Raw genomic sequence first — 22,791 nt, 5'->3', positions numbered from 1 at the left:
GCCGTGCGCACCGGAATGGTCTATTCACCGCGGTCCGGATACAGCGTGCGGTATCTGTCGCTCCGGTTTGTTATTCGGCATGCGCGTCACGGTCGTTCCGGTGGGCCGCCGTGAGGGCTGGTCGATTCCGGACAGTCGTAGGGGAATTGTATATTCACGCGCCATGGCGCTCTACGATGGGTCCGCTCTGCCGCTCGCTACCCGTTCAACTTCCGATGCGCTTCCACCATCAAGTAGCCATGGAATGTACGAGGGAGGCCCGCGTGACAGATTTACCTCAGGGCGGACCATTGATCGACGCATTCGATGTACAACTGTTCCGGGACAACACCGAATCCGTGCTGGCCAAGCTGGAAAAGCATCTGGCCGACCTGTCGATCCGGGGCCTGGAACTCACCGACCCCTCGCAATTGACCCGGACGGCCCGGGCGTTGATGACCACCGAGCACGAGAAACCCGCCGCGTTCGACGAGTCCAAACTCTCGGCGATCGTCGACCTGTACATCAGGACCGGTATCCAGGTCCATTCGCCCGGCTATATGGGCCGGCAGTTCTCGGGCGTGGTCCCGCTCTCCGGAGTCATCGACTTCGTCAGCTCCGTCGTCAACCAGCCGTCGTCCTTCTACGAGGCGGGCCAGCTGCCCAACGTCGTCGAGCGGATCATGGCCGACGAGCTGAACAGGTTCATCGGCTACCGGCCCGGCACCTTCGACATGGTGACCACCTCCGGAGGGTCGCTGGCCAATCTGACCGCCCTGCTCACCGCTCGGAACAGGGCTTTTCCCGGAGTCTGGGCCCGCGGAGGCTCGGAACTGGACGGCCCGACCAGGCCCGCCGTCGCGGTCGGCGCCGACGTCCACTACAGCGTCGCCCGGGCCGCCGGCATCCTCGGCATCGGCGAGGACCGTATCGTCCGCCTTCCGCTCGACGCCGCACGGCGCATCGACGTCTCCCGGGTCGGGCCCGCCCTCGACGCGGCCGAACGGCAGGGGCTGAACGTCTTCTGCCTGGTGGCGTCGGCGGGCACGACGTCGGTGGGCGCCTTCGACCCGCTCGGCGAACTGGCCGCCATCACGCGCGAACGCGGTCTGTGGCTGCACGTGGACGGCGCCCACGGCGCGAGCCTGCTGGTCTCCGACGAACTGCGCCACAAACTGCGCGGCATCGACCAGGCCGACTCCCTGGCCTGGGACGCGCACAAGATGATGTTCGTGCCGGCCCCGTGCACCCTGCTCTTCTACCGCAACCGGGAGCACAGCAGGGAAGCCTTCCGGCAGACCGCCAGTTACGTGTTCGACGCGCAGCCGGGCATCCATACGGCACTCGACAGCGGCGACAAGAACTTCGAATGCACGAAGCGCCCCATGATGATGACCCTCTGGGTGCTGTGGGCCATGTACGGCAGGGCACTCTTCGCCGAGAAAATCGAGTACCTGTGCCGATTGACGAGGGATGCCCACGCCATCCTCGAAAAACAGGACGACTTCGAGACCCTGCACTGCCCCGAGGCCAACATCATGTGTTTCCGCTACCGGCCGGAATGGCTCGCGGAAGACGAAGTGGCCCAATTCCAAGTGAACATCAGGAATCGGATCAAGCAGGACGGACAGTTCTTCATCTCCAAGGTCGATGTGGACGGAGTGGCCGCCCTCAGGGTGGTCATGATGAACCACCAGATCACCACCGAGCATTTCCAGATGCTCCTCGGTGAGATAAGGAAAGCGGGGCGGAAGAAGTGACGGACACACGGGTGGCCACCACGGCCCCCACCGACCTCGGCGGCTTGGTCAACTGGCTCATCCCGGACTGGGAACTGACCCCGCCGACACCCGAGGCAGTGACCCTGCTGCCGTCGTTCGCGAGCAAGATGCGGGAATGCGAACGGGTCTGCCAACAGCCCTACAGCGAGATCTCCCACGACATCCAGGACGCCCTGGTGCTGCGCAGGCTCCAGCAGATGATCCACACCGTCCGGCTGAATCCGCTCTGGCGCGAACGCCTGGAGAACGCCGGGATCATCCGGCCCCCCGACAGCTACGAGGCGTGGCAGCGCCTACCGCTGTCCGACAAGGAGACCCAGCGCGACCTGTACATGGGCTCCCGCGAAGGCATGGTCGTCCCGCACGACCGGGGTGGCTTCGAGGTCGTCGCCAGCGGCGGAACCAGCAGCGGCAGCCCCCTGGAGACCGTGTACTCGCTGAGAGAACTGACCGACACCTACGCGGTGGCCGGCCAGTTCCTCGGCACGTACCAGCTCAGCGGGCACCTCGCGGGCGAAGACCCCAAGTGGCTGCTCACCACACTGGCCGACTACCAGATGTGGAGCAGCGGCACGATGGTCGGCGGAGTGCTGCAGAGCGTGCCGGGCGTCAACTACATCGGCGCCGGACCCGTCACCGCACCCGTCCTGGAGCACGTCTTCTCCTACCGGGGTCCCAAGGCGCTGATGGGCATCTCGGCGGGCATCGCGATCCTCGCCGAACTGGGCGCGGGCATGAGCCAGAAGGCCAAGGACAGCTTCCGCGTCGCGCTCTACGGCAGCGGTGTCCTCCCGCAGCGCAACCGCGACGCACTCAAGGCGCTCTACCCGAACCTGGCGATACTCAGCTACTTCGCGGCCACCCAGGCGGAGACCATCGGGCTGCAACTGGCCGAGTCGAGCCCCGTCCTCACCGCGGTCCCGGGCCTGCACCTCATCGAGATCGTCGACGAGAACGGCCGCTGGGTCCCCGAGGGGGAGGAGGGCGAACTCGTCGTCACACGGCTGCACGCCCATGAGGCGCCGCTGCTGCGGCTGAAGCTGGGCGACCGCATGATCCGCAGGCCGCGCCTCGACGGCCCCGGACCGGGACCGAAGGCCCAGCAGTTCGAGTTCGCCGGGCGCACCGGGGACATCCTGCACCTGAACGACAGCCAGTACTCGGCGGTGCGCGCCTACGACGCGCTCCGCGACGAACTGCGGACGGCCGGCGTGGTGGACCTGGACCAGGCCGCGCACGAGATCCAGTTCGTCAACCGGCGCGAGGAACGGGTCATCACCCTGTACGCCGCCGTGGACGACGTGCTCACCCCGGCGTACCGCGTCGATTCCCTGCTCGGACCTGCCGGACTCCAGCGGGTGCTCGTCAACGCCCTGCCGCGGTCCCTGTCCCTGTTCAACGACGGTGAGGCCAACCCCACCTCGGTCGCGAAGACGGGCTACCGCCTGGAGGTCCGGTTCGTGCCGCGGCACTCGCCGGAGATCGAGCGCACCTCGGTCGGCAAGGTGCCGCTGGTCCGCGACCGGGCCTGAGCCACCGAGCCGGGAAGACAGAGATCCATCACCCTCACCCCGTGCGTAACCCCGCTCACAACGCAGGAGGAACGAGTGGCCTACAAACCGCAGATCAACATCATCGCCGTGGTCGACGTCATCGGCGCCCTCTCCGGAGGCACCCTGCACAACGGCAACCTCAGCCTGGTCGACAACGCCGGCGAGGAGAGCACCGGGCAGGGAACGGCCCATCTGCGCACCGCCGTGCAGCCGGGCCAGGTCGTCCAGTGGTCCGCCCTCGCCGTCGACCTCCAGACACCCGTCGAGATCCGGAGCATCACGTTCCTCGGTGAGGACGGGGTGGCGGCACCCATGCCCCGCACCTCGGCCGACGACGGCGACAAGCTCGACCTGGCGCACTGGGCCGGCGTGGTCCCCCCGTCCCTGCCGTCCGGGACCCCCTTCAAGTACCGCCTCGAACTCCAGATGTACGAGGGCCGGTACAGCGTGCTGCACGTCGACTCGCCCGCTTTGATAGGCGTTTGAGCCGAGGGGCACAGGGTCCGGACGACCAGGAGACATCCCACAACGACGAGGTGGAAGCATGGCTCAACAGCTGGCGATCATCGTGCTCGTGGACATCGGCAACGCTCTGGAGGCCAACAGCCTGCGGGACAACGTCTATCTGTTCGACAACATGAAGCTGCACGGATCCGAGGGACAGGGCACCGGCGGCCTGGTGACCGCCATTCACGGCGCCTACTGGCGCGACGGCTCGCAGGCAACGGAGCAGGTCCTCAACTGGCTGCCGTACAGCCTGGGTTCCCTGCCGCCGACCGTGCCGCGCGGCTACGAGAGCGAGCGGGCGCTGCAGAGCGACGCCCAGGCGCTGGAGGAACTGGACGCCCTCACGGCCAAACCCGACGTCTCCGATCCCGCGGCCGATCTGAACGAGATCCGCAAGACGGTCGGCACCCGGGTGAAGACCACCCGGCGCACCAAGGGCCGGCTCTCCGGACAGAAGGTCATCGACCTCACCGGTGAGATCGTCACCGACACCTCCGCGGGGACCTACAGCTACCCCGCCCCGGTGATCACGGACATCTACGGCCAGGCCGTCGACGAGAAGATCATGTACCCGGCGGAGTACGGCTCTCCCGACCTGGTCACCGACGGCTGGTACTGGTCCGCCACGGTCGACTCCTCCCGGCCCGGCACCTACTCGTACTCGATGCGCATCCAGCTCCACCGGCTGGTGCAGCGCGGCAGCGAGGCGCTCTGGGAGCCGGTGAACATGACCTGCGAGTCGGCACTGCGGGTGACCTCCGAGCCCAAGTACAACGGCTTCACCGGCTCGGGCATGGGCCTGCTGCCCATCGGGTCGCCCGGGGCGTCCGGGTCGTCCCCCCAGGGGGCGGAGTACTTCCAGCCGGGCTCGCAGCAGTCCGGTATGCAGGAGTCCGGGCCGCAGCAGTCCGGTTCGCAGGAGCCCGGCCTCGTAGGGGAGGAGCGGTAGATGACCAGCGAGACCGACAACGGCGGCGCCAGGCGCCCGATCGCGATCACCGCCGTCGTGGACTGCGTGGGGGCCCTCGCCACCGGCACCGTGCACGGCAACCTCTACTTCTACGACACCAACAAGGCAGGCGGGTCACTGGGGTTCGGCACCGAGCAGCTGCGCACCCGGGTCCGCAGCGGCGACCAGATCCTGTGGTCCGTCCTCGCCCTGGAGTGCGAGGCGTACACGGCGATCGACGGCATCGACATCGACCACGAGCTGTGCGAGCCGGAGCGCAGGGTCTACCCCGGCACGGATGTCGCGTACTGGATCGGGACCGTGAAGAAGGACGTCCCGGGCGACACCTACTACCAGGTCCGGTTCCGGCTCGGCTCGCGGGACGAGCCGATCGTCACCACGCTGTCCCCGAGTCTCGTCGGCTGATTCCAGGAGGAGCGATGAGTACGAGCACCGTCGGCGAAGTCGTCGAACAGAAGCAGAACCCGGGCCAGTTGAACTCGGTCCAGCTCAACATCGTCACCCTGATCGACATGGAGCGGGCGACCGAGACCGGTTCGCTCAGCGAGTCGATGTTCATGATGGACAACAGCATCGGTGGCGACGGGCAGGGCACGAACCACCTCCAGACGTTCTGCAAGCAGGGGCAGGTCCTGAACTGGATCGTGCGGCCCATCGACATGGACAAGCGGATCGACAACACCTGGCCGCCCATGCCGAAGATCAACAGCATCGTCTTCCTCGACACGGAGTCCGGTGACGAGGAGGACGTGGCGGAGCGCAAGATCTTCACGGAGCTGAAGATCTACGGGGCGCCGGACCGGATGCGCGACAAGTTCACGCCGGTCTACTACTACTGGGCCGGTACGGTCCTGAGCACTGCCCGGCCGGGGCTGTACCGGTACCGGCTGGTGCTTGAGCTGGAGCAGCACGGCACGCGGGAAAGGCTGTACCTCAACACGGAGGAACACCCGTCGATCCGGGTCCTGGGAGTCTGACTCCCCAGCCCCCGCCGGCCCCCTCGGACCGTAACCCGAGTGCGGGCCGCCGGGGGCGAACCCAACCGATTGCGCAGTTCCCCGCGCCCCTTAAAAGCGGGGCCCGCGGGCCGGCAGTCGTGTGCGGGCCGGTGGGGGCCGTTCGCGCAGTTCCCCGCGCCCCTAGGTACCTAGGGGCGCGGGGAACTGCGCAATCTTTGGGGCCCGCCCCCACCGGCCCACAGCCGGCTACGCACCCCCGACAGCCGTCAGCAACGCCAGTGGTGCGGCCGCAGACCGTGATTCACGCACGCACGCATGCGGATACGGCACAGGCTCCGCATGCGTGCCACGCCCATACCCCGCCAGAACCTCCGGCAGCCGGTGCCCCGCGACGGCCGCCGCGTCCACCAACCCGTGCGCCACCGCCCGCGCCTCGTCGTGCAGCCCGTACCGCGCCAGCCCCAACGCGATGAGCGCGTTGTCGTGCGGCCACACCGACCCCCGGTGGTACGACAGCGGATGGTACGCGGGCTGCCCGGAGGCGACCGTCCGCACGCCCCACCCGGAGAAGAAGTCCGGTTCCAGCAGCCGCCGCCCGACCAGTTCCCCGTACTCCTTGTCCAGCAGCCCGGACCACAGCAGATGCCCCGCGTCGGACGCGAGCGCGTCGACGTGGTTCCCGTCGCCGTCGAGCGCGAGCGCGGGGAACGCGCGGTCCGCCATCCAGAAGTCCCGCTGGAACCGGTCCCGCAGATCCCCGGCGGCCTGTTCGAGGAGCGCCGCGTACACCTCGTCGTCCCACACCGTCCGGGCGAGCTGCGCGGTCCGGCGCAGCGCGTCGTACGCGTACCCCTGCGCGCCCGCGGCCGTCACGGGACCGGTGGGCCGGCTGCCGTCGCCGGAGCAGATCGCGCCGGGGGAGTCCTTCCAGTTCTGGTTGGCGAGGCCGCCCTCGTCCGCGCGGTAGACGAGGTAGCCGCGGGAGGTCAGTCCGCCGTGGTCGAGCATCCAGCCGATCGCCGCACGGGCGTTGGGCTCCAGCCGGCGGGCCAGCGCGGTGTCACCGGTCTGCTCGACGTACGCGCCGAGGAGGACCAGGAAGAGGGGGGTCGCGTCGACGGAGCCGTAGTAGCGGCCGTACGGCACCTGCCCGAAGTGGGCCAGTTCCCCGTGCCGTACCTCGTGCACGATCTTGCCGGGCTGGGAGACGGTGCCCACGCCGACCTCGGTGGCCTGCGCCGCGGCGAGTGCGGGCAGGGTGGCGGCGGCCAGCCGCGGCCGGTAGGGCAGCGCGAAGAGCGAGGTCAGCAGCGCGTCGCGGCCGAGTAACGTCAGGAACCACGGCACCCCCGCCGCCGGTACACGAAGTTCCTCCCCGTCCGGGCCGGTCGCCGGTACCTGGAGCACCGCCAGGTCGGCCAGGCCGCGCGCGCACGCCGCGGCCAGCTCGGGCCAGCCGGTCGGGAAGGGCACGCCCTGCGCGAACTCGGCCTCCAGCGCGCGCAGTCGGGCGTTCGCGGCGGCCGGGGTGGGGGGCACCTCCGGGGCCGGTGTGCCGTGCGGGCGCGCCGCCACCCGCAGGGTCAGTTCGGCCGAGCCGTGCGGTTCGAGGTCCAGGGCCCACACGAGCCGCCGCGCGCCGGTGCCGGTCTCCTCGACGCCGTCGGGCGCGGGTTCACCGGTGACGGTCGTACAGGACCGCCACTCGCCGCGCTGATAGCTGAACTCCACGCCGTCGTCGAGGACTTGGCGGGAGCGTACGGCGCCGGTCTTCGCGTACGTCCGGTGGTCGGAGCGCAGTTCGAACTGGTCCGTGAAGTCGGCGTCGGCGGTGACCGCGATCCGGACGGTCGTCGGCACCGGGCGGTTGCTGGTGATGCGCAGCGACTCGACGAACGAGCCGTCGGCGACGGCCTGTTCGCGGAAGAGGGTGTGGGCGGGCGGCTCCTGACGGCCGCCGCGCGGTACGAGGACGCAGCGGGCCGTGTCGCCGTCCGTCACCGGCGACAGCGCCTCGGGCACCGCGCCGTCGACGGTCAGCTGCCAGCGGCTCAGATGCCGGGCGTCGCGCACGAACATCCCGTCGGGGGCGGAGTGCGAACCGCCCCCGCCGCGTACTCCGCTGATGTCCCCGCCGTCGCCCACCGCGACGAACGTCCCGCCGTGTACGAGCAGATGCTGCCGGTCCGTCATCGCAGGTCCCCTCCCAAGGCACCCTCGCCGGACTTCTCCGTCGCGGCGAACTCTTCGTCCGTGCCGAACTCTTCGGCCCCGCCGAGCCTTTCGGTCCTGCCGTGCGCCGCCTCGGGCACCGTTCCGTGCAGCAGGTCCAGCGTCAGCGCCGCGGTCCAGCTGAAACCGAGCGCCCCGCAGGCCTCACCGGTGTACGGGTCCACGTACTCGGCGAACCCGGACGTGTCCGCCGTCTCCAGCAGCGCGCCCCGCAGCTCGGCCGCGTGCGCGAGCTCGCCGTGCAGCCGAAGCCCCCGCTCCACCAGCCAGTTGGTGTTGAACCAGGCGGGCCCCCGCCAGTACCGGTGCGGGTCGAAGGCGTGCCCGGTCAGGTCGTAGCTCGGTACGAGCCGCGTCGTGTCGCCGAGCCCGAAGTGCGGGCCGCGCAGGGTCCGTACGAGCGCCGCGGCCGTCTCGCGCGGCAGCGTCGGCAGGATCAGCGGGACGAGACCGGAGACCCCGCGCTCGGGGATCCGCTCGTCCGTGCGCACGTCCCGGCAGAAGAACAGACCCTCCGCCGGGTCCCACAGCCGGTCCACCAGCGCCGCCGTCAGCCGCTCCGCGCGCGCGTGCCGGGCGGTGCCCGTCGCGCCCAGCTCCCGGGCGATCCGCGCCAGCGCGTGCTCGGAGGCGATCAGCAGCGCGTTGAACGCCGGGTCCTCCACGGCGAATTCACCGACGCCGCCGCCGGGCCGCCCGCCGTCCGCGTACTCGCCGTCCCGGTAGTCCGCCGCCAGCCGTACGTACCGGCCGTAGTCCAGGTCGGTCGGCCGGTCCTCGGCGGCGCCGTGGTCCAGATCGGCGCGGCGGAAGGAGCGGGCCGGCGCCGGGGTGACGCGGGACAGCGGCGCGTCCCAGCTCGGTGCGTTGTCCATGCCCTGCTCCCAGGGGTGGACCACCGAGGCGAGACCCCCGCCGCCCAAGTCCCTGCGGTGCAGCAGATAGCGGTGCCAGGCCGCGAGGCGCGGGTACATCCGGGCCAGGAAGGACCGCGACCGGGACAGCCCCGGGTCGGCGGCGTGCACCAGCCACACGGCGAGCGCGTGCACCGGTGGCTGCACGATGCCCGAGGTCTGTACGGTGCCCGGGGCGCCCGCGGCGCGCCCCGCGGTCGAGGAGCGCCAGAAGTCGGGGCTCGGGAAGTACGCGTCGAGGGGGACGGAGGGGTTGAACACGATGTGCGGGATCCGGCCGTCACCCCACTGCGCGTCGAGCAGCGTCTCCAGCTCGGTCTGGGCCCGCAGCGGCGACAGATGCCGCAGCCCGATCGCGATGAACGCGGAGTCCCAGGACCACTGGTGCGGATACAGGCTGCGCGAGGGCACCGTGGACGTGCCCCGCCAGTTGCCGTTCAGTACGTGGGCCGCCCTGGCGTGCACGGACTCCGCCGGGCGGACCGGATCGTATACGGCGGTCCGGGCCCGGCCGGTGTCGCCCTGGCCGGTGAAGGGCGGTGGGGCCGAGGTGCGCACGGGATCGAAGTGCACGGTGCGGCGGGCGGTGAGCTGGGTTGTGCGGTCCACTCAGGTCTCCCCGAAGACATGGCGCCGACCAGTTCGGCAGTAGCTACCGTAGGGTTACGTCTATTTAACACGCAAAACTCAATATGTAATGCAGAGTTGGTGAGCGCAAGGGGTGCGTATGACCGGAACCACAGGGAGGAGCGACATGGCCGCCAGGACCGGGAGGGCCGGGAGCCAGGCCAGCTCCGGCGATCTGCTGGAGCTGGTGCGCAGCGGGCGCGCCACCACGCGCGGAGCGTTGCAACAGGTCACCGGGTTGTCCCGGGCCACCGTCGGTCAGCGCCTCGACCGGCTCTTCCGGGCAGGCTGGCTGCGCGAGGGCGCCGCGGGCCCGGTGGACTCGCCGCTCGGCGGACGCCCCTCGGTCCGCCTGGAATTCGACGACTCCCACGCCGTCGTCCTCGCCGCCGACCTCGACACCCGGCACGCGCGCGCCGCTGTACTGTCCCTCACCGGTGAACTGCTGGCCGAGCATGCCGGGCCGCTGCTCGTCGAGGACGGCCCGGACGTGGTCCTCGGCGAGCTGGGCCGCTGGTTCGCCGAACTGCTGGAGAAGGCCGGGCACCGGGCGGCCGAGGTGTGCGGGATCGGGCTCGCCGTACCGGGGCCCGTGGACACCGATACGGGCCGGGTCGTCCAGCCGCCGATCATGCCCGGCTGGGACGGCTACGACATAAGAGGACGCCTCACCCGCGCCTTCACCGAGCACACGGGCGCCGGACCGGTCCCGGTCCTGGTCGACAACGACGCCAACCTCATGGCGTACGGGGAGCAGCGCACCGCCCACCCCGACTGCTCGGCCTTCGTCCTGGTGAAGGTCTCCACCGGTATCGGCGCGGGGGTGGTCGTCGGCGGCACGATCTTCCGGGGCATCGACGGCGGAGCCGGGGACATCGGGCACATCCGGGTGCCGGAGGGTGCCGACGCGCTGTGCAGATGCGGGTCGTACGGCTGTCTCGCCGCCGTCGCCAGCGGGGGCGCCGTGGCCCGCAGGCTGGCGGAGTCGGGGGTTCCGGCGGCGTCGGGCTCGGACGTGCGCGATCTGCTCACCTCGGGGCACCCCGGCGCGGCGGCGTTCGCGCGGGAGGCGGGGCGGCACGTCGGTGACGTCCTCGCCACGGTGGTGACCCTGCTCAATCCCGGGGTCCTGATGATCGCCGGCGATCTGGCCGGAACCGCCTTCCTCACCGGGGTGCGCGAACTGCTCTACCAGCGGGCCCTGCCCCGCTCCACCGCTCATCTGGACGTGGTCACGTCCCGGCTCGGCGAACGGGCGGCCCTGGTCGGAGCCGGTGCGCTGGTCGTGGAGCACCTGTTCGCGCCCGAGCGGATCGAGGAGCGCCTGCTCGCCATGGGCGTGTGAGGCGCCGGGCCCGCGGAGGGGCCGACGGGCCGTGCGGGGCGCCCGTGCGAGGCGATGTGACGGTGGTGTTTCCGGGCGGGGAACGCGTCCGCATGGTGAAATCCGAGCGCCGGGAACGGCGTGATTCTCGCCACGCATGATCGATGTTTCGCTCAGATGAGCGGATCTTGAGTGGCTGCACTTCTCCAAAGGGTGGCACTCAGTGCCACCCTTTGATCATTGACGACGTGAACTCAGACGTGCCGTAAGCCGCTCAGGTGAGCGCAATGCCGGGTCTGTCAGCGCCGTCGCCTTCAAGAGGTGAACGCTGTAGGCCCCAACGGCTTACCATCCCTTGACTTTCGATCTGGTGGCGGACGAGTGGTTACAGCCGCATGACGCGCAAGTGGACGTACCCAGACGCCTTCGATCTGGGTATGTTCCCCGTCGTCAGGGCAGCCACCGCGTCGTCGAGGAGTCGAGACCCGTGTCGGAAAACAAAGATCCCCACGTAGCCGAGAACGGCGACAGCGGCGTCGGCAGCAGCGTCGAGGGCGTCGGCGGGAGCGTGAAGTTCGTTTATGACTTCACCGAAGGCAACAAGGAACTCAAGGATCTTCTCGGCGGCAAGGGTGCCAACCTCGCCGAGATGACCAACCTGGGTCTTCCCGTGCCTCCCGGCTTCACCATCACCACCGAGGCGTGCAAGACCTACCTCGACAGCGGCGACGAGCCCGCGGCACTGCGTGACGAGGTGAGTGCACACCTCGACGCCCTCGAAGCGACCATGGGCAAGAAGCTCGGACAGGCCGACGACCCCCTCCTCGTCTCGGTCCGCTCCGGCGCCAAGTTCTCCATGCCCGGCATGATGGACACCGTCCTGAACATCGGCCTCTCCGACAAATCCGTCCAGGGCCTGGCCAAGCAGGCCGGGGACGACCGCTTCGCGTGGGACTCGTACCGCAGGCTCATCCAGATGTTCGGCAAGACCGTCCTCGGCGTCGAGGGCGAGCTGTTCGAGGACGCGCTGGAGGCGGCCAAGCAGACCAAGAAGGTCGCGGTCGACACCGATCTCGAGGCGGCCGACCTGAAGAAACTCGTCACCAAGTTCAAGAAGATCGTCAAGACCGAGGCCGGCCGGGACTTCCCGCAGGACCCGCGCGAGCAGATGGACCTCGCCATCCACGCGGTCTTCGACTCCTGGAACACCGAGCGGGCCAAGCTCTACCGCCGCCAGGAGCGCATCCCGCACGACCTCGGCACCGCCGTGAACGTCTGTTCCATGGTCTTCGGCAACCTCGGCCCCGACTCGGGCACGGGCGTCGCCTTCACCCGCGACCCGGCCTCCGGCCACCAGGGCGTGTACGGCGACTACCTGCAGAACGCGCAGGGCGAGGACGTCGTCGCGGGCATCCGCAACACCGTCGCGCTCGCCGACCTCGAACAGATCGACAAGACGTCGTACGACCAGCTCATGCAGATCATGAAGACCCTGGAGAACCACTACCGGGATCTGTGCGACATCGAGTTCACCATCGAACGCGGGCAGCTGTGGATGCTCCAGACCCGCGTCGGCAAGCGGACGGCCGGTGCCGCCTTCCGTATCGCCACCCAACTCGTCGACCAGGGCCTCATCGACGAGGCCGAGGCGCTGCAGCGCGTCAACGGCGCCCAGCTCGCCCAGCTGATGTTCCCGCGCTTCGACGAGGGGACGAAGATCGAGCAGATCGGCCGGGGCATCGCCGCCTCGCCGGGCGCCGCGGTCGGCAAGGCCGTCTTCGACTCGTACACGGCCGTGAAGTGGTCGCGTTCGGGCGAGAAGGTCATCCTGGTGCGCCGCGAGACCAACCCCGACGACCTCGACGGCATGATCGCGGCCGAGGGCATCCTCACCTCGCGCGGCGGCAAGACCTCCCACGCGGCCGTCGTGGCGCGCGGCATGGGCAAGACCTGTGTGTGCGGCGCGGAGGAGCTGGAGGTCGACACCAAGCGGCGCCGGATGACCGTCCCCGGCGGGCACGTGGTGGAGGAGGGCGACGTCATCTCCATCGACGGCTCGTCCGGCAAGGTCTACCTGGGCGAGGTCCCGGTGGTCCCCTCCCCGGTCGTGGAGTACTTCGAGGGCCGGATGCACGCGGGCGCCGACGACGCCGACGAACTGGTCGAGGCCGTCCACCGGATCATGGCCTTCGCCGACCGCAAGCGCCGGCTGCGCGTACGCGCCAACGCCGACAACGCCGAGGACGCGCTGCGCGCCCGCCGCTTCGGCGCCCAGGGCATCGGCCTGTGCCGTACCGAGCACATGTTCCTCGGCGACCGGCGCGAGCTGGTGGAACGCCTGATCCTCGCCGACACCGACACCGAGCGCGAGGAGTCCCTGAAGGAGCTTCTGCCGCTCCAGAAGCAGGACTTCGTGCAGCTCTTCGAGGCGATGGACGGCCTGCCGGTCACCGTCCGTCTCCTGGACCCGCCGCTGCACGAGTTCCTGCCCGACATCACCGAACTGTCGGTACGGGTGGCGCTCGCGGAGGCCCGCCAGGACCCCCACGAGAACGAACTGCGCCTCCTCCAGGCCGTCCACCGGCTGCACGAGCAGAACCCGATGCTCGGCCTGCGCGGCGTACGCCTCGGCCTGGTCATCCCCGGCCTGTTCACCATGCAGGTACGGGCCATCGCCGAGGCCGCCGCCGAGCGCAAGAACGCCAAGGGCGACCCGCGCGCCGAGATCATGATCCCGCTCGTCGGCACGGTCCAGGAGCTGGAGATCGTCCGCGAGGAGGCCGAGCAGGTCATCGCCGAGGTGCAGGAGCACACCGGCGTGGACCTGAAACTCTCCCTCGGCACGATGATCGAACTGCCGCGCGCCGCGCTCACGGCCGGTCAGATCGCGGAGGCGGCGGAGTTCTTCTCCTTCGGCACGAACGACCTCACGCAGACCGTCTGGGGCTTCAGCCGCGACGACGTCGAGGCCAGCTTCTTCACGGCCTACCTGGAGAAGGGCATCTTCGGGGTCTCCCCGTTCGAGACGATCGACCGCGACGGCGTCGGCAAGCTCGTACGCGACGCGGTGAAGGCCGGCCGTGAGACGCGCCCCGACCTCAAGCTCGGCGTCTGCGGAGAACACGGCGGCGACCCGGAGTCGGTCCACTTCTTCCACGAGGTGGGACTCGACTACGTCTCCTGCTCCCCGTTCCGCATCCCGGTGGCCCGCCTGGAAGCAGGCCGCGCGGCATCCTCCTCGCAGGGCAGCGACCACCGGTAACCCACCAGGGCCCACCCCGGGCCCGCGCAACTCCGGGACCTCGCCCCGCCATCCACCCTCACCGACGGGGCCGGGGTCCCGGCGCACGAAAAACGAAGAGGCGGCGCCCTGTGCGGGGGTGTCGCCTCTTCCTGTGCGGCGTAGGCACCGACGCGTGCGGCGTATGCACCGACGCGGCCCGGCGTCCGGATGGCATGAACGGCAGGGGGCGGAGCCGCGCGGACCGCCTCGTGTAGCGTGAACTCCGCGTCGACAGCGTGGAGTTCGGCGGGCCTGGAGTGATCGGTTCGAGCAGGTCCGAGCGGAACCGCCGGGCTTCTGGACGCGGCCGAGTGGCCCCCTGTCGACCGTCGGACTCCGAGGAGTGCCTCATCCGGACCCTCAAGAGTGTCCCATCGGTCCTTGCTGCCGCCCCCGGAGGGCTGGTTGGCTGTGCGATCAATATCCGCCCGCTGTCCGAAAGGGAGGGCTCATGCCCGCATATCAACGGGACCCGGCGTCACCTGAACGAAGCGCCGTGCAGCGCGCCGCGCAGCGCGTCGCCACGGTTCCGCCCATCCTGGCCCTTCAGCGTGCGGCGGGGAACGCCGCGGTGTCGCGCCTCGTCGAGGTGCAGCGCAGGCGTGACGAGGAGCAGCACACGCACGGCTCGGGCTGCGGCCACGACCAGCCCGTGCAGCGCTCGTCGGTGCTCGGCGTCATACAGTCGGCCGGACGGCCCGTCGACCCGGCCATCCTTGCCAAGGCCGAGCAGGGCATGGGCACTTACCTCGGTGACGTGCGGGTGCACGACGGCCCGGCCGCGCAGCGTTCGACAGCCGAGCTCGGGGCTCGCGCGTACACGACGGGCCGGCACATCGTCGTCGGCGCAGGCGGCGGGGACGAGCACACGATGCTGCACGAACTGCGCCACGCCTGGCAGCAGCAGCGGGGATCCGTGGCGGGCACGGACAACGGCGGCGGCATCTCCCTCTCCGACAAGAGCGACAAGGACGAGAAGGACGCCGAGTCCTGGGCCACCAGCATGAAGAACGCCCCCGTGCCGCAGAGCGCCCCGGCCGCCGGGGGCACACAGGAAGCCGCCGCCGCGCCCGCCGCGACGCCCGCGGTGCAGCGCGCGCCGAACATCGTCACCGTCACTCGTGAGCCCGACGACTACGAGGAGAACGGCGTCAGTTACGTCACGAGGGATTCCATGTCCAACCGGCCGTCCCGCCGTGTTCCGGATCAGAACACGTTGATGGGCCGGTCGGCGAACGACGCGATGCGCGCCTCGGGGCGCCCCCAGGCCAGCGGCTACAGCTGGCTGCACCGCGATGCGGCCTGGTCGCACGGAGACCCGGTGCACGGCACGCCGCAGCGACGCGACAACATGCTCGCCGGCACGCAGCACACCAACATGGAACACCTCCGGTACGAGTCCGGCGCGTCCGGACGCGGCGTCGACATGCTCGGGGCTCCGATCACCCAGATGGGGACGCGCGGACGGACCGGCCCGAACATGTACAACCAGGCGGAGTACAGCGTCCGGTCGCCCTACGACCCCATGAACGACAGGTACTCCAGGCGACTGGATCCGCACGACACACGCCGTGTCGGAGAGCGGGAAAGGGCCGGAGACCTGCCGCCGCGCGACACCATCCACGACGACATGGAGCGGCACTACGCGCACTGGACCATGCGCGGGCTCTCCCCGTCCGCAGTGCCGAGCGAGTACGAGGAGTACGAGGAGGAGCAGCGCCGTGGCAGGGACAGCCGCTCGGCGTCTCCGAACATCGTCACCGTGTCGCCGGGGCGCCAGAGCTACCGTGACCGCCGGCACTGAGTGTCTCCCGGGGCGCCGGCCCCTGCCTCGGCCCGGTGACCGGCGTTCCTCGCCCTGACCGACCGGGATCAGCCGGAGTTGCCACGCCTGCGCGCCGCGACGAGCACGCCGCCGCCCGCGAGGAGGACGAGCGCCCCGCCGCCCGCCAGATACGGGGTGACGCCGCTGCCGCCGGTCTCGGCCAGGTCGGTGACCGGCTGCTTCGGCTGCTCCGAGGAAGCGGAGGAGGACTCCTCGGCGCCGCCGGCCCCGCTGTCGTCCACCGGGACGAAGTCCGCCGGCGGCTTGTCGCAGCCGATGCCGTCCTTGTCGCGGTCCAGGTGCTCGCCGTAGTGGTCGTCGCCCTTGACGATGTCGGAGTACCCGTTCTCGTACGCCTCGGTGCAGTTCTTGAACGGGTGCAGGCCGTCGTGGGCCTCGGCGGTGGTGACGGACAGGGCGGCCAGGGCCAGTGCGGCGACGGCCGCGGAGGCGGACTTGCGGAACAGGTTCACGGTGAGCCCCCAGATATCTGCCGATATCCGTATGCATGATCACGAGGGTGATCAGTCGGATTTGAGATGACGAAAGTACGAGAGGGGCTCTCGGTGCTGCGGCGGAATGACGGACCCGTGATGTGAACGTTACGTGACCGGGTGGTGGCTCTCCGCTCACGGGCCCGTCGTCCGCGGAACGGGTGCCGGGTTACGCGCGGAAGGGGCCCGTCACCTCGTACGTGATGCCGTCGGACGAACTGCCGCTGGTGCCGCGCTGGCTGGAGAAGTAGAGGCGGCTGCCGTCCGGGGAGAAGGCGGGGCCGGTGATCTCCGATCCTGACTGCCCGTCGACGCGCAGGAACGGGGCGATCACGTCGTCGGGCGTGATCACACAGATCTCCATGTTGCCACCGTCCTCCGCGACGAACAGGTCGCCGGAGGCGGTGCCGGTGATGTTGTCGACACCGGTCAGCGGGGCCGTGCCCGAGGTGACGAGCGAGTCGTCGTACGCCAACTCGTAGGTGCCCGCGAGGAGGTTGAGCTGCCAGACGCGGTTGTCGCCCTTGCTGGTGAACCACACCGTGTCGTCGGCGTAGTGGCAGCCCTCGCCGCCGTTGAACTTCTTCGACCCCGAGACCTGCGTACGGGTCGCGGTGGGGGAGCCGTCGGGGTCGGGCACGTTCGCCCAGGTGAAGGAGCCGGAGGTGGCCGTTCCGGCGACCAGGACCTGGAGAGTGCCGGCGGAGAGGCTGCCCCAGGTCGTCGGCACGAAGCGGTAGAGACAGCCGTTCGTCTCGTCCTCGGTCAGGTACACCACCTTGCGCACCGGGTCGGCCGCCGCGGCCTCGTGCTTGAAACGGCCCATGGCGTCCCGGCGCACCGCCGCGTTCACACCCCACGGGTCGGTCTCGTACACGTACCCGAGCGACACCTCCTCGCAGGACAGCCAGGTGTTCCACGGCGTCCTGCCGCCCGCGCAGTTCTGCCGGGTGCCGGACAGGATGCGGTACGCGCCCGTGATCGCGCCCGCCGCCGAGAACTTCACCGCGCTCGTGCCGCCGGACGGGTTGATCTCCGAGTTCGAGACGTAGATCCAGCCGGTGCCGTCCGCGTAGCAGGCTCCGCCGTCGGGGGCGCTGTGCCAGGTGTACGAGGTGCCGGTGACGGTCTGGCCCGACCTGGCGATCACCCGGCTGGTGAAGCCGCCCGGCAGTCTGACGCCGTTCGCGTCCGCCGAGCCGAGTGCCCCGTACGGGCCCGTGCCGGGCTGGGCGGGGGCGGCGTACGCGGCGCCGCGCCACGGGGTTCCGCCGAGGACCGCCGACGATCCACCGAGTACGGCCGCGCGCAGGAGAGTACGACGTTCCACTGTCGCTCCAAGGGGTGCCGAGGCTGGCCCGTCCGCCGGTCGGGGACGGGGTCGCGCAACGCCGGCAGCCTAGGAGTGCGGGGTGGACGGGCTGTGGCCGCGTGGTGACGTGTGCGCGTCACGCTTGAGCGTCCCACCACGACGGCGACCACGCTCCCCACGGGGAGGGCCTGCCCGGGCCTGCGCCCCGACTCCGTCTGCGGCCGGGCGGGGGCTTGTCGCGCAGTTCCCCGCGCCCTTCAAAGACACCGGCGTCGCGGATGCGTCTGCGGGCCCGGTGGGGGTTGCTCGCGCAGTTCCCCGCGCCCCTTACGGGCCCGGCCCCGACGGACGTGCGTCGCGGATCCGTCTGCGGCCCCGGTGGGGGTCACCCGCGCAGTTCCCCGCGCCCCCAAAAGCGGGGCTGCGCCCCTGCTTTAGCCCCTAGGGGGCGCGGGGAACGGCGCGAGCAACCCCCACCGGGCCCGCAGCCAAGGACGGCGGGCCGCCGGTGTTTTTCAGGGGCGCGGGGAACGGCGCGAGCAACCCCCACCGGGCCCGCAGTCAAAGACGGCGGGCCGCCGGTGTCTTTCAGGGGCGCGGGGAACTGCGCGGACGGCCCCCGCCGGGCCGCAGGTGACGAAGAGCGCTCAATGCGCCCGCACCTCGTACGTCGGTACCCGTACCGATTCGTCGTCCAGGCATACGCCCGACGCCAAGTCGAACCGCTGCTTCAGGAGCGGCGAGGCCACGAACGGCCTCCCCCGGTGGGAACCGGTCAGCCCTCGGGAGAGAACCGCCGCCCCCGAGAACGGATCACGGTTGCCGATCGCGTACATCCGCCCCGTACGGTCGAGGAAGAGCGCCACCTGCCGCCCGTCCGGCAGCAGCGCGGCCACCCCCCGCCCGGGAATCAGCACGGACAGGTCGCACACGGCGAACCAGTCGTCGTCGGGTCCGGCCAGCCGGAGCTGGACCGTGAGCGTCGTGGTCTCGGGTGCGAGCGTCATCGCTGGGCGCTTCCTTCCAGGGGACGGGTGCCGATGGTCAGCAGCGGCAGGTCGGGCTTGATCTGGTCGCGCTCCGGGACGAAGCCGACGACCGGGTCGGGCGTGTCCGGCGCGTTCACGAACGACACGAAGCGGGACAGCTTCTCCGGGTCGTTGATGGTCTCGGCCCACTCGTCGCGGTAGGCGGCGACATGCGCCGTCATCAGCGATTCCAGCTCCTCGCAGATGCCGAGCGAGTCGTCCACGACGACGTCACGGACGTGGTCGAGGCCGCCGGGGATCCGCTCCAGCCATGTCGAGGTGCGCTCCAGCCGGTCGGCCGTACGGATGTAGAACATCAGGAACCGGTCGATGAGGCGGACGAGTTCGGCGTCGGAGAGGTCCTGGGCGAGCAGGTCCGCGTGGCGCGGGGTGGCGCCGCCGTTGCCGCCGACGTACAGGTTCCAGCCGGCCGCGGTCGCGATGATGCCGAAGTCCTTCGACTGGGCCTCGGCGCACTCTCGGGCGCACCCGGACACCGCCGACTTGAGCTTGTGCGGCGACCGCAGTCCCCGGTAGCGCAGTTCCAGGTCGATGGCCATGCGCACCGAGTCCTGGACGCCGTAACGGCACCAGGTCTGCCCGACGCACGATTTGACCGTCCGCAGCGACTTCCCGTACGCGTGCCCGGACTCGAAGCCGGCGTCCACCAACCGAGCCCAGATCAAAGGCAGTTGCTCGACGCGCGCACCGAACATGTCGATCCGCTGACCGCCTGTGATCTTCGTGTAGAGGCCGAAGTCCCGGGCCACCTCACCGATCACGATGAGCTTCTCGGGCGTGATCTCGCCGCCCGGGATGCGCGGCACGATCGAGTACGAGCCGTTCTTCTGCAGGTTCGCGAGGAAGTGGTCGTTGGTGTCCTGGAGGGCGGCCTGCTCACCGCCGAGGACGTACCCCTCGGCACCGATCGTGGGCGCGAGCGACGCGACGATCGAGCCGACGGTGGGCTTGCAGACCTCGCACCCGTCACCGCCCCGCGCGTCCTCGCGGCCGTACCGGTCGAGGAGTTGCTGGTACGAGGAGATGCGCAGGGCGAGGACGATCTCGTACAGCTCCTCGCGGGTCTGGGAGAAGCAGCCGCACAGGCCCTTGTCGACCTCGACGCCGCTCGCCTCCAGTTCGGAGGTGACGAGCTGGCCGAGCACCTTGACGCAACTGCCGCACCCGGTACCGGCCTTGGTGCACTTCTTGACCTCGGGGACCGTCGTGCACGCGTGGTCGGTGACCGCGCCGCGGATCGCGCCCTTGGTGACGTTGTGGCAGGAGCAGATGATCGCCTCGTCCGGCAGCGAGGACGGGCCGAGCTGGACGGGAGCGCCCGCGCCGGCGGGGAGGACCAGCTGCTCGGGTGCGATCGGCGGCACCGAACCGGTGAACGCCCGCAGTGTGCCGTACGCGTCCGCGTCACCGACCAGGATGCCGCCGAGCAGTTCCCCGCCGGGCCCGATGACCAGTTTCTTGTACGTGCCCGAGCGGGAGTCCGCGTAGACGACGTCGAGGCAGTCGGCGGCGGCGCCGTGCGCGTCACCGAAGGAGGCGACGTCGACGCCGAGGAGCTTCAGCTTGGTGGAGAGGTCGGCGCCGGTGAAGGAGGCGGCCCCGACGGCGGGGTCGGTGACAGGGGTCGCCGCGGCGGCGATCGTGGTGGCCGCCGTCTCCGCCATCTCGTAGCCGGGCGCCACCAGGCCGTAGACCCGGCCGTCCGAGGCCAGCGCGCACTCGCCGATCGCGAAGACCGCCGGGTCGGAGACCGTACGGCACTGGTCGTCGACGCTGATGCCGCCGCGCTCGCCCACGGTGAGTCCGCAGTCGCGGGCGAGCTGGTCACGGGGGCGTACCCCGGCGGAGAACACCACCAGGTCGGTGGCGACCGTCGAGCCGTCGGAGAGCTTCATGCCGGTCACGGCGCCGTCGTCGCCGGTGACGACCTCCTGCGTACCCGTGCCGGTGTGGACCGTCAGGCCCATGTTCTCGATGGTGCGGAGCAGGGCCGCGCCGCCGCCCTCGTCGACCTGGACGGGCATCAGCCGGGGCGCGAACTCCACGATGTGCGTGGTCAGTCCGAGCCCCTTCAGCGCACCGGCGGCCTCAAGTCCGAGCAGCCCGCCGCCGACCACCGCGCCGGTCGTCGCCCGCGCCTTCGCGTACTCCTCGATGGCGAGCAGGTCCTCGATCGTGCGGTAGACGAAGCAGCCCTCGGCGTCCTTGCCCGGCACGGGCGGCACGAAGGGGAACGAGCCGGTGGCGAGGACCAGCGTGTCGTAGCCGACGACGAGACCGGAGCGGGCGGTGACCTTCCGGGCGGCCCGGTCGACGGTCTCGGCGGGGTCCCCGAGGTGCAGCTCGATCCCGTGCTCCGCGATGAACTCCAGGTCCGTCACGGACAGGTCCTCGGGCGTGCGGCCCGAGAAGTACGAGGTGAGCTGTACGCGGTCGTACGCGGGACGCGGCTCCTCGCACAGCACGACCACCCGGTGCGTGGCGGTCAGGCCGCGCTCGGCCAGCGCTTCGAGGAAGCGCTGGCCGACCATGCCGTGGCCGACGAGCACGATCGTGGGGCGGGGGCCAGTTCCCACAGCGGCGGTCGTGGACATCAGGAGCCTCCATCGTTGGTGAGCAGGTGGAGCAGCGGGGCGCCGTCCGCGGGGAGCGGTTCGGCTCCCTCCCAGGCGCGGGCGAGCGCGCCGACGGTGCCCAGCTCGCCGACGAGCACCCCGCCGACCAGGCGGTCGTCGCGGACGACGACCTTGCGGTAGGTGCCGCGGGTGGCGTCGGTGAGCTGGACGACGTCGTCCCCGGGGAGCGGGGTGTGCTCCCCGAAGGCGGCGAGGTCGAGAGGGCCGGCGGCGGGGGAGCTGCCGGTGGTGAGGGTCGGCCGGGCGAGGGTCAGCCGGGTGAGGGCGCGGGTGCCGCTGTAACCGGCGGCGCCCCCTGTGGACCCGGTCCCGGCCGGTGGCACGCTCAGTGATGCGGCCAGCAACTCGGCCAGGACATCGGCCTGTTCGAGCGCGGGCGCGGCCAGTCCGTACACCTGGCCGTCGTGCTGCGCGCAGTCGCCGATCGCCCGGATGTGCGGGTCGGAGGTGCGCAGCTCGTCGTCGACGATGACGCCCTTGTGGACGGCGAGCCCGGCGTCCTGGGCGAGGCCCGCGCGCGGACGTACTCCGCAGGCCAGCACCACCAGGTCGGCGCCGAGGGTGTAGCCGTCGGCCATCTCGACCGAGCGGACCGCGCCCTCGACGCAGCGCACACCGCGCACCCGGCTCTCGGTGTGCACCTCGACGCCGAGGTCCTTGAGGTGCCGGAGCACCAACGCGGAGGCCGACGGATCGAGTTGACGTTCCATCAGGCGCTCGCCCTGCTGCGCCAGGACGACCTGCGCGCCGCGTTCGGCGAGCGCGCGGGCGGCCGATACACCGAGCAGGCCGCCGCCGATGACGACGGCCCGGGTGCCTCGCCGTACGGCGTCGGACAGGCCCAGGCAGTCGTCCATCGTGCGGAACGCGTGCACGCCTGCGGGCAGTTCGTGCCGGTCGGGGCCGAACAGGCCTCGCAGCGGCGGCAGTACGGGGTTCGAGCCGGTGGCCAGGACCAGCGTGTCGTATGCGATCACCGTGTCGTCGGCGAGGTGCACCTGCCGCCGGGCGCGGTCGATGTGCACCACCCGGCCGCGGGTCAGCCGCTCGGGCGCCGGGAGTGCGATGACCTCGGGGGCGTACCGCCCGGCGAGGACCTCCGCGAGCAGCACCCTGTTGTACGGGCTGTGCTCCTCCTCGCCGACGAGCACGGCGGACACGCCGAGCTCTCCGAGCCTGCGGGCGAGACGTACGCCCGCGAGGCCGGCGCCGATCACCACCACACGCGTATTCGAGGTCATGTACCGCAGCGTGCGGTGCCGGTGTTACCCGGCCGCATCACGACTGTTTCCCGCGGGGAACGCTGCCCTCAGCGGGGCCCGGACGCGGATGTGAGGGTTCTCGGG

16 protein-coding genes are annotated in these 22,791 nt (G+C 70.6%); 9 read left to right on the top strand and 7 right to left on the bottom strand.

Annotated elements, in window-relative coordinates; all coding sequences use genetic code 11:
- Positions 1-263: 263 nt before the first annotated feature.
- The 6 genes from ACZ60E_RS31510 (at position 264) to ACZ60E_RS31485 (ending at position 5,767) form a co-directional block, all read left to right on the top strand.
- Entirely contained in the window at positions 264-1,739 is a 1,476-nt protein-coding gene (locus ACZ60E_RS31510; RefSeq protein WP_469444832.1) for a pyridoxal phosphate-dependent decarboxylase family protein, read from the top strand.
- Entirely contained in the window at positions 1,736-3,292 is a 1,557-nt protein-coding gene (locus tag ACZ60E_RS31505; RefSeq protein ID WP_469444830.1) for a phenylacetate--CoA ligase family protein, read from the top strand. The genes ACZ60E_RS31510 and ACZ60E_RS31505 overlap by 4 nt, the downstream gene beginning before the upstream one ends.
- A gap of 75 nt (positions 3,293-3,367) precedes the next feature.
- Positions 3,368-3,799 carry a hypothetical protein gene (locus tag ACZ60E_RS31500; RefSeq protein ID WP_469444828.1) on the top strand — a complete coding sequence of 144 codons (432 nt, stop codon included), beginning with the start codon at positions 3,368-3,370 and terminating at the stop codon, positions 3,797-3,799.
- 58 nt (positions 3,800-3,857) lie between these two features.
- A complete protein-coding gene (locus ACZ60E_RS31495; protein ID WP_469444827.1) occupies positions 3,858-4,769 on the top strand; it encodes a hypothetical protein in 912 nt (303 codons plus the stop codon).
- Positions 4,770-5,195 carry a hypothetical protein gene (locus ACZ60E_RS31490; RefSeq protein ID WP_210882812.1) on the top strand — a complete coding sequence of 142 codons (426 nt, stop codon included), beginning with the start codon at positions 4,770-4,772 and terminating at the stop codon, positions 5,193-5,195.
- A 14-nt stretch (positions 5,196-5,209) separates the two neighbouring features.
- The gene (locus ACZ60E_RS31485; RefSeq protein ID WP_384812970.1) at positions 5,210-5,767 is read left to right on the top strand and encodes a hypothetical protein; all 558 of its coding nucleotides are present in this window, start codon (positions 5,210-5,212) and stop codon (positions 5,765-5,767) included.
- 228 nt (positions 5,768-5,995) lie between these two features.
- Here ACZ60E_RS31485 and ACZ60E_RS31480 read toward each other — a convergent pair whose 3' ends face one another.
- On the bottom strand, positions 5,996-7,942 hold the full coding sequence (locus tag ACZ60E_RS31480; RefSeq protein WP_469444823.1) for an amylo-alpha-1,6-glucosidase: 1,947 nt from the start codon (positions 7,940-7,942) through the stop codon (positions 5,996-5,998).
- A complete protein-coding gene (locus ACZ60E_RS31475) occupies positions 7,939-9,504 on the bottom strand; it encodes an amylo-alpha-1,6-glucosidase (protein WP_469444821.1) in 1,566 nt (521 codons plus the stop codon). Before ACZ60E_RS31475 ends, ACZ60E_RS31480 begins: the two co-directional genes overlap by 4 nt.
- A gap of 145 nt (positions 9,505-9,649) precedes the next feature.
- Between ACZ60E_RS31475 and ACZ60E_RS31470 the strand changes: the two genes are divergently transcribed.
- The 3 genes from ACZ60E_RS31470 (at position 9,650) to ACZ60E_RS31460 (ending at position 15,933) form a co-directional block, all read left to right on the top strand.
- Positions 9,650-10,867 carry an ROK family protein gene (locus ACZ60E_RS31470; RefSeq protein WP_469444975.1) on the top strand — a complete coding sequence of 406 codons (1,218 nt, stop codon included), beginning with the start codon at positions 9,650-9,652 and terminating at the stop codon, positions 10,865-10,867.
- Positions 10,868-11,333: 466 nt separating this feature from the next.
- A complete protein-coding gene (gene ppdK, locus ACZ60E_RS31465; RefSeq protein WP_469444820.1) occupies positions 11,334-14,108 on the top strand; it encodes a pyruvate, phosphate dikinase in 2,775 nt (924 codons plus the stop codon).
- A gap of 472 nt (positions 14,109-14,580) precedes the next feature.
- Entirely contained in the window at positions 14,581-15,933 is a 1,353-nt protein-coding gene (locus ACZ60E_RS31460) for an eCIS core domain-containing protein (protein ID WP_469444819.1), read from the top strand.
- 68 nt (positions 15,934-16,001) lie between these two features.
- On the opposite strand, the gene ACZ60E_RS31455 is transcribed toward ACZ60E_RS31460, so the two are convergent.
- The 5 genes from ACZ60E_RS31455 to ACZ60E_RS31435 all read right to left on the bottom strand — a co-directional run bounded on the left by ACZ60E_RS31455 (position 16,002) and on the right by ACZ60E_RS31435 (position 22,686).
- Positions 16,002-16,427 (bottom strand): LAETG motif-containing sortase-dependent surface protein, encoded by a 426-nt coding sequence (locus tag ACZ60E_RS31455; protein WP_469444818.1) that lies wholly within the window; start codon positions 16,425-16,427, stop codon positions 16,002-16,004.
- A gap of 190 nt (positions 16,428-16,617) precedes the next feature.
- Positions 16,618-17,778, bottom strand: a complete 1,161-nt coding sequence (locus tag ACZ60E_RS31450; protein WP_469444817.1) for an alkaline phosphatase PhoX — start codon at positions 17,776-17,778, stop codon at positions 16,618-16,620.
- A 629-nt stretch (positions 17,779-18,407) separates the two neighbouring features.
- The gene (gene nirD, locus ACZ60E_RS31445; RefSeq protein ID WP_385835421.1) at positions 18,408-18,767 is read right to left on the bottom strand and encodes a nitrite reductase small subunit NirD; all 360 of its coding nucleotides are present in this window, start codon (positions 18,765-18,767) and stop codon (positions 18,408-18,410) included.
- The gene (nirB, locus tag ACZ60E_RS31440; protein ID WP_469444816.1) at positions 18,764-21,403 is read right to left on the bottom strand and encodes a nitrite reductase large subunit NirB; all 2,640 of its coding nucleotides are present in this window, start codon (positions 21,401-21,403) and stop codon (positions 18,764-18,766) included. The genes nirD and nirB overlap by 4 nt, the downstream gene beginning before the upstream one ends.
- On the bottom strand, positions 21,403-22,686 hold the full coding sequence (locus tag ACZ60E_RS31435) for an NAD(P)/FAD-dependent oxidoreductase (protein ID WP_469444815.1): 1,284 nt from the start codon (positions 22,684-22,686) through the stop codon (positions 21,403-21,405). Before ACZ60E_RS31435 ends, nirB begins: the two co-directional genes overlap by 1 nt.
- Between the last annotated feature and the right edge of the window lie 105 nt (positions 22,687-22,791).

The sequence above is a fragment of the Streptomyces sp. NPDC102514 genome (assembly GCF_055584525.1).
The sequence above is the reverse complement of the archived record's forward strand: the minus strand, read 5'-3'. Positions and strand labels throughout refer to the sequence as shown.

What these genes read in the sequence shown, in the direction of transcription:
- ACZ60E_RS31495 (WP_469444827.1), top strand. Translation starts at nt 3,858, where the DNA reads ATGGCTCAACAGCTGGCGATCATCGTGCTCGTGGACATCGGCAACGCT.
- ACZ60E_RS31490 (WP_210882812.1), top strand. Translation starts at nt 4,770, where the DNA reads ATGACCAGCGAGACCGACAACGGCGGCGCCAGGCGCCCGATCGCGATC.
- ACZ60E_RS31485 (WP_384812970.1), top strand. Translation starts at nt 5,210, where the DNA reads ATGAGTACGAGCACCGTCGGCGAAGTCGTCGAACAGAAGCAGAACCCG.
- ACZ60E_RS31480 (WP_469444823.1), bottom strand. Translation starts at nt 7,942, where the DNA reads ATGACGGACCGGCAGCATCTGCTCGTACACGGCGGGACGTTCGTCGCG.
- ACZ60E_RS31470 (WP_469444975.1), top strand. Translation starts at nt 9,650, where the DNA reads ATGGCCGCCAGGACCGGGAGGGCCGGGAGCCAGGCCAGCTCCGGCGAT.
- ACZ60E_RS31460 (WP_469444819.1), top strand. Translation starts at nt 14,581, where the DNA reads ATGCCCGCATATCAACGGGACCCGGCGTCACCTGAACGAAGCGCCGTG.
- nirD (WP_385835421.1), bottom strand. Translation starts at nt 18,767, where the DNA reads ATGACGCTCGCACCCGAGACCACGACGCTCACGGTCCAGCTCCGGCTG.
- nirB (WP_469444816.1), bottom strand. Translation starts at nt 21,403, where the DNA reads ATGTCCACGACCGCCGCTGTGGGAACTGGCCCCCGCCCCACGATCGTG.
- ACZ60E_RS31435 (WP_469444815.1), bottom strand. Translation starts at nt 22,686, where the DNA reads ATGACCTCGAATACGCGTGTGGTGGTGATCGGCGCCGGCCTCGCGGGC.